The organism is Paenibacillus sp. GCM10023252, from assembly GCF_042653305.1.
Taxonomy (GTDB): domain Bacteria; phylum Bacillota; class Bacilli; order Paenibacillales; family Paenibacillaceae; genus Pristimantibacillus.
In genome coordinates this window covers 1-4,854 of sequence record NZ_JBHSHW010000016.1, presented here as the reverse complement: position 1 = coordinate 4,854, position 4,854 = coordinate 1, and the positions used below count along the sequence as shown (strand labels likewise).

The 4,854-nt window shown below is 40.1% G+C and carries 5 protein-coding genes; all 5 read right to left on the bottom strand.

Annotation, left to right across the window (positions count from 1 at the left end):
• Nucleotides 1-572: 572 nt before the first annotated feature.
• Nucleotides 573-1,049: a DUF2716 domain-containing protein gene (locus ACFO9Q_RS10205; RefSeq protein ID WP_379181459.1), complete on the bottom strand. Its 477-nt coding sequence runs from the start codon at nucleotides 1,047-1,049 to the stop codon at nucleotides 573-575.
• Nucleotides 1,050-1,266: 217 nt separating this feature from the next.
• Nucleotides 1,267-1,626 (bottom strand): hypothetical protein, encoded by a 360-nt coding sequence (locus tag ACFO9Q_RS10200; RefSeq protein WP_379181457.1) that lies wholly within the window; start codon nucleotides 1,624-1,626, stop codon nucleotides 1,267-1,269.
• Nucleotides 1,627-2,431: 805 nt separating this feature from the next.
• Entirely contained in the window at nucleotides 2,432-3,061 is a 630-nt protein-coding gene (locus ACFO9Q_RS10195) for an HD domain-containing protein (RefSeq protein ID WP_379181455.1), read from the bottom strand.
• 240 nt (nucleotides 3,062-3,301) lie between these two features.
• Entirely contained in the window at nucleotides 3,302-3,865 is a 564-nt protein-coding gene (locus ACFO9Q_RS10190; protein ID WP_379181453.1) for a GNAT family N-acetyltransferase, read from the bottom strand.
• 162 nt (nucleotides 3,866-4,027) lie between these two features.
• The gene (locus ACFO9Q_RS10185) at nucleotides 4,028-4,465 is read right to left on the bottom strand and encodes a VOC family protein (RefSeq protein ID WP_379181451.1); all 438 of its coding nucleotides are present in this window, start codon (nucleotides 4,463-4,465) and stop codon (nucleotides 4,028-4,030) included.
• Between the last annotated feature and the right edge of the window lie 389 nt (nucleotides 4,466-4,854).

The following is a 4,854-nucleotide window of genomic DNA, read 5'->3' as shown; positions in this document are numbered from 1 at the left end:
GCACCTACCGCTTCCTAAATACTCTCTTCATCACTTCTACTTTCAGGCACCTAACGCTTCCTAAAATATTCTCTTCATCTCTACTGCTTTCAGGCACCTAACGCTTCCTAAAATATTCTCTTCATCTCTTCTACTTTCAGGCACCTACCGCTTCCTAAATATTCTCTTCCTCTCTTCCACTTTCAGGCACCTAAACCTTCCAAAATAATCTCTTCTTCTCTTCTACTTTCAGGCACCTTCCGCTCGCAAAACATATTCCTTTAAGTCCTTTTGTCTCTTAATTGCCGACCACGCTGTCCCTAAGTCCCTCAAACCTGAAATACTTCATGTTCTTCCTGCCTTAAGATGGCTCTCGTAGTACGCATAACCTATTCATTTACTCGCTGTATCTTCGGGTCAAATTGCACATAACGTTCTTGTATTCACGAACCCGAGAGGCTTAAGGCGACCAACCGGAGCCGGGTCGAAGACTTAGCCTCGCAGGAGTTGTCCGGCTGGATCCACTTCCCCGAGAAGCCTCGGTCCGGACCAAGGGCGTAAGCCCGCCGCGTGAATACGGTGTTAGACGAAGTTCATTTGCTTCCTCGAATTACTCTTCCAAATATATCTGGTTTATTACTTTCAAATTTACTTATTAAATCTTCACCAATTAAGGTTACTGACCGTTCCCACGGGTGACTGAAGTAACACCATCTTAAATCCCTAGGGAAGAAAATATAATAGTCTCCATCAGGATAAAAGGGAATAATCCAGTCTTGGTCCCCTCTCGGTAAATGAGGATTAAACCAAAAACATTCATGTTGCCAATCTAGTGCATAGATATATTCTTCTTCGTTAGTTAGAGTCTTAAAGACATTATTACAGAGCTCTTCAAAGTCTCCTATCATGTCCCACGTTACTAACAATTCATAAGAAATATAATTATCAGATTTCACTTGAATACTCGGCCATTCTGAAGATTTAATACTAGGTTTGAAATTAAATTTCTTTTCAAACATATCCCAGGCAGATAAATCCTCATTATCATTAAGGGTAATCCAATTATTCATGTAACTTCTTCCTTTAATTAATTTAATGAATTTCGTCTAACGTTGTTGTATTCACGACGTCGATCCCCCTTAGATAGCTCTTAACTTAGGGGGATCGATGTGTCCGGCTGATTACACTCCTCCGAAATCCCTCGGCCGGACCGAGGGCCGAATGGCCCGATGCGCGAATATGGTGTTAGATGAAGTGCCTGGCTTCGATGAAATTCTCACAAATTAATTATTGATTTCCGTGACTTACCTCATTTAATATCTCTTCGATTTTCAATATTAATTCATAGTAATTTCTCGTTTTATAACTGATTAAGGGATCTTGCCATGCATTACTTTGGTCATCTTCATTATCACATTGCATTATTAATTTTAAGTGAAATTGCCCCTTTGGATCCGTTTCTGGATACCAGCCTAGATCTAAGATTTTTCTTTGTGATTCATGAACAAATTGAAATATGTCTTCATTGAATTCCCATTTGTACTCAAAATCTTTATTGATAAATTCATCTGGATTAATTTCAAAAAAAGTATTCCAACAAACTTTCCATCCGATTGAAATTCGCAGAGGTACGAGTGTTAGTGCCATAATTGTAACCTCTTCTCTTAATTGTTTGTGTCTTTTCAGGCATTTCATCTAACGTTCTTGTATTCACGACGCCGAAAGGCTTAAGCTGCCCTTCTGGTCAAGCGAAGCGACCAGTACGCCGGGTGGCTCCGCCACTTAGCCTTGCAGGTGTGTCCGGACTGCGTTACCCGCGGCTCTTCTTCTTCGGTCCGGACCGAGGGGCGAATGCCCCGATGCGTGAATACTGTGTTAACTGATGTCTCCAGCTTCTTGATTTAACTAAACAAGTCCTTTTTAGTCTTTTACAATGGTTTTAAATTTACTTTATTGATTCCACTTTAAAGTCTCTTCCAAATTTCTTTAACGTTTATAGCCTTTTATAGTCTCATCAATTAATTCATACAATGCCTTATAGTTTTTAATGTCCTGAAGTCACTTACTTTTCCAGTTCAATTATTGTCTCAGTTCTTAAATCTTTTTAATTCAGTTATTCTATCAGCTAATTGCTTAGTGCTTTAAAAAATGCTCGCGGTGTCGAAGGGGGTTACTTTCCTCTCGTACCCTGTTGCGACCTTCCTCTTGTTTTGAACTGTTGTTAAATCATCTTATTATTGTTTCTGCTCTCGGAGATTTCAGTTAACGTTCTGATATTCACGACGCCGAAAGGCTTAAGCTGCTATTCTGGTCAAGCGAAGCGACCAGTTTGCCGGGTGGCTCCGCCACTTAGCCTTGCAGGTGTGTCCGGACTGAGTTACCCACGGCCCTTCAGCCTCGGTCCGGACCGAGGGGCGAATGCCCCGAAGCGTAAATATGGTGTTAGCAGATGTTAATGCCCCCCTGAATTAACTTCCAGCATCTCTTCTCTCGCCTTTATTAGCCAGGGGTGTACAAGCTTTAGAATATTTCGTTGGTCCCATATGTGATTGAGATATATTAATATTGCTTTATCAATTTCTCGTTTATTTACTTCTTCTCTCATTTCTAGTAGGTACGGATGTTCTCCCGGTAATTTCCACGAAATCTTATCAGAAACAAATAATATCTTATCGGTCATATTTGCTTTTGGTTTGTGGGTGGTATGACTCTCAATTGCATTTAAGGTCTCTTCATCAGAGATACTAAAAATATCTTGTGCCATGTACTTTGATAGTTTTTGATGTACGCTTCTATCATATTTTAGTTCTTCTTCAAGTACTTCAATTGACAATGTTTTCGCTACATCTAACATTGTGGAGATTGGAATTACATTACTGATATCATGTAATAGCGCAGCACGTACAACCTTAAATGAATCAATCTCAAATAAATTAGCTATACGTTCAGCTTCTTCAGCAACCTCTAATGTATGATTCAATGTCCTTAAGTCATTATTCATTTTGTAGAAAGTATCTATATCATTACTTAAATCTCCTGTGAGAACAAAGCTACTCGTGTACCGACTAAAAAGATCGTTCATGTTTATCAATCCTTTGCATTAATTTCTGCTAACGTTCTGATATTCATGACGCCGAAAGGCTTAAGCTGCTCTTCTGGTCAAGCGAACGCGACCAGTTTGCCGGGTGGCTCCGCCACTTAGCCTTGCAGGTGTGTCCGGGCTGCGTTACCCGCGGCACTTCTCCTTCGGTCCGGACCGAGGGGCGAATGCCCCGATGCGTGAATATGGTGTTAGCTGAAGTATGTCTGGATTACCCTCGGATTACTTCTTCTGATATAAATTAGCACTCCATCCTTCTCCATTAACTCTTCTTATATAATTGAATCCTGCGTCACAATAGTATTGATTAAGTCTTTGATTTTCTGCCATACAATCAAGTCTTATATACTCTTTGCCTTTATTTCTAATTTGCTCTTCTGCAGATCTTAAGAGTCTTAATCCTATACTATTGCCCTTGAATTTCCTATTCACTACAAACTTATGAATATAGCCTGATGATCCGTTATCAAGTTCTTCCCATATGAAAGGATCATTCCAGGTAATCAAATATGTTCCTACAATTTCTCTATTTAATTCTGCAAGGTAGACATTTGAACCATTATTCATGAACTTGAAAACTTTCTCGAGATTAAAATTCTCTGGTTTCCATTGATTGATATTCTTTGATTGGAGCCACCTTGCAGATTCTTGCCAAAGCTCTAAAACAATTGTTGCATCTTCGAATGAAGCCAATCTGATTATAAGCTCTTGATCTTCCTCCAACTTCATCGTATCATCCCTCACAATAATAAGACTTCGTATTTCAGCTAACGTTCTTTTGTTCACGACGTCCATTCCCCTTAGATAGCTCTTATCTTAGGGGAATGGATGTGTCCGGCTGCTTACTCTTCCCCGAAATCCCTCGGCCGGACCGAGGGGCGAATGCCCCGAAGCGTGAATATGGTGTTAGCTGATGTTACCGACTTCCTCGAGATGCTACTACAGTCCTTATCCATTCATTTCTATCATTGTTCCTCGTTCATCAAATATTGAATTTGGATTAAATGCAACTTCCCAATAATTATTCTCCGGATCTAAGAAACCCGCACTTCTTCCTCCCCATTCTGCGCTACTAGGTTCATGAATAATTCTGGCACCTGCTTCTCTTGCCTGGTTGATGATCTCATCTACTTGTTCTTCGTAATCTGTATTTATACTTAATGTTACGCCTCTAAAATAATTAGGATCTTCAGGCTTCTTTAAATCAATTCCTTTTGTCATCTCTTCAATTGACCAAATTGATAACATTCCACCAGCAGTTTTAAATACTGAATAGTTATCAGAACTCCACTCAGTCTCAGTCCATCCAAGTCCTTTATAAAATGAACGTAGCAACGGCAAATCCCAAGCGCCGAGCGTAATTAAACTAACTCGTTGTAATATCATTTCATGTCCTCCTCAATGAAAATGTTAGTTGTGCTTGTCTTTAATTAACGCTCTCGGTAATTTCAGCTAACGTTATTGTATTCACGACGTCCTACCACCTTAAGTCCCGAAGGGACGGCCGCGATGCGGTTAGGTGGTGCGGGTGTGTCCGGCTGATTATGCTCCTCTGCTACTGAAATACCTCTTCGACTACACTTCTATCTCCGGCCGGACCGAGGGCCGAATGGCCCGATGCGTGAATATGGTGTTAGGTGAAGTTGCCTCTTCTTAAAACTCTCTTCCAAACTGCTCTTTAAAAAATGTTCTTATTGGTTCTATAAATTTTTCATTATCCTTATAATTATTGTTATTAATTGTACTTGAATTGAAATCGAACTTGAAAACATCTC

What these genes read in the sequence shown, in the direction of transcription:
- ACFO9Q_RS10185 (WP_379181451.1), bottom strand. Translation starts at nt 4,465, where the DNA reads ATGATATTACAACGAGTTAGTTTAATTACGCTCGGCGCTTGGGATTTG.
- ACFO9Q_RS10200 (WP_379181457.1), bottom strand. Translation starts at nt 1,626, where the DNA reads ATGGCACTAACACTCGTACCTCTGCGAATTTCAATCGGATGGAAAGTT.
- ACFO9Q_RS10205 (WP_379181459.1), bottom strand. Translation starts at nt 1,049, where the DNA reads ATGAATAATTGGATTACCCTTAATGATAATGAGGATTTATCTGCCTGG.
- ACFO9Q_RS10195 (WP_379181455.1), bottom strand. Translation starts at nt 3,061, where the DNA reads ATGAACGATCTTTTTAGTCGGTACACGAGTAGCTTTGTTCTCACAGGA.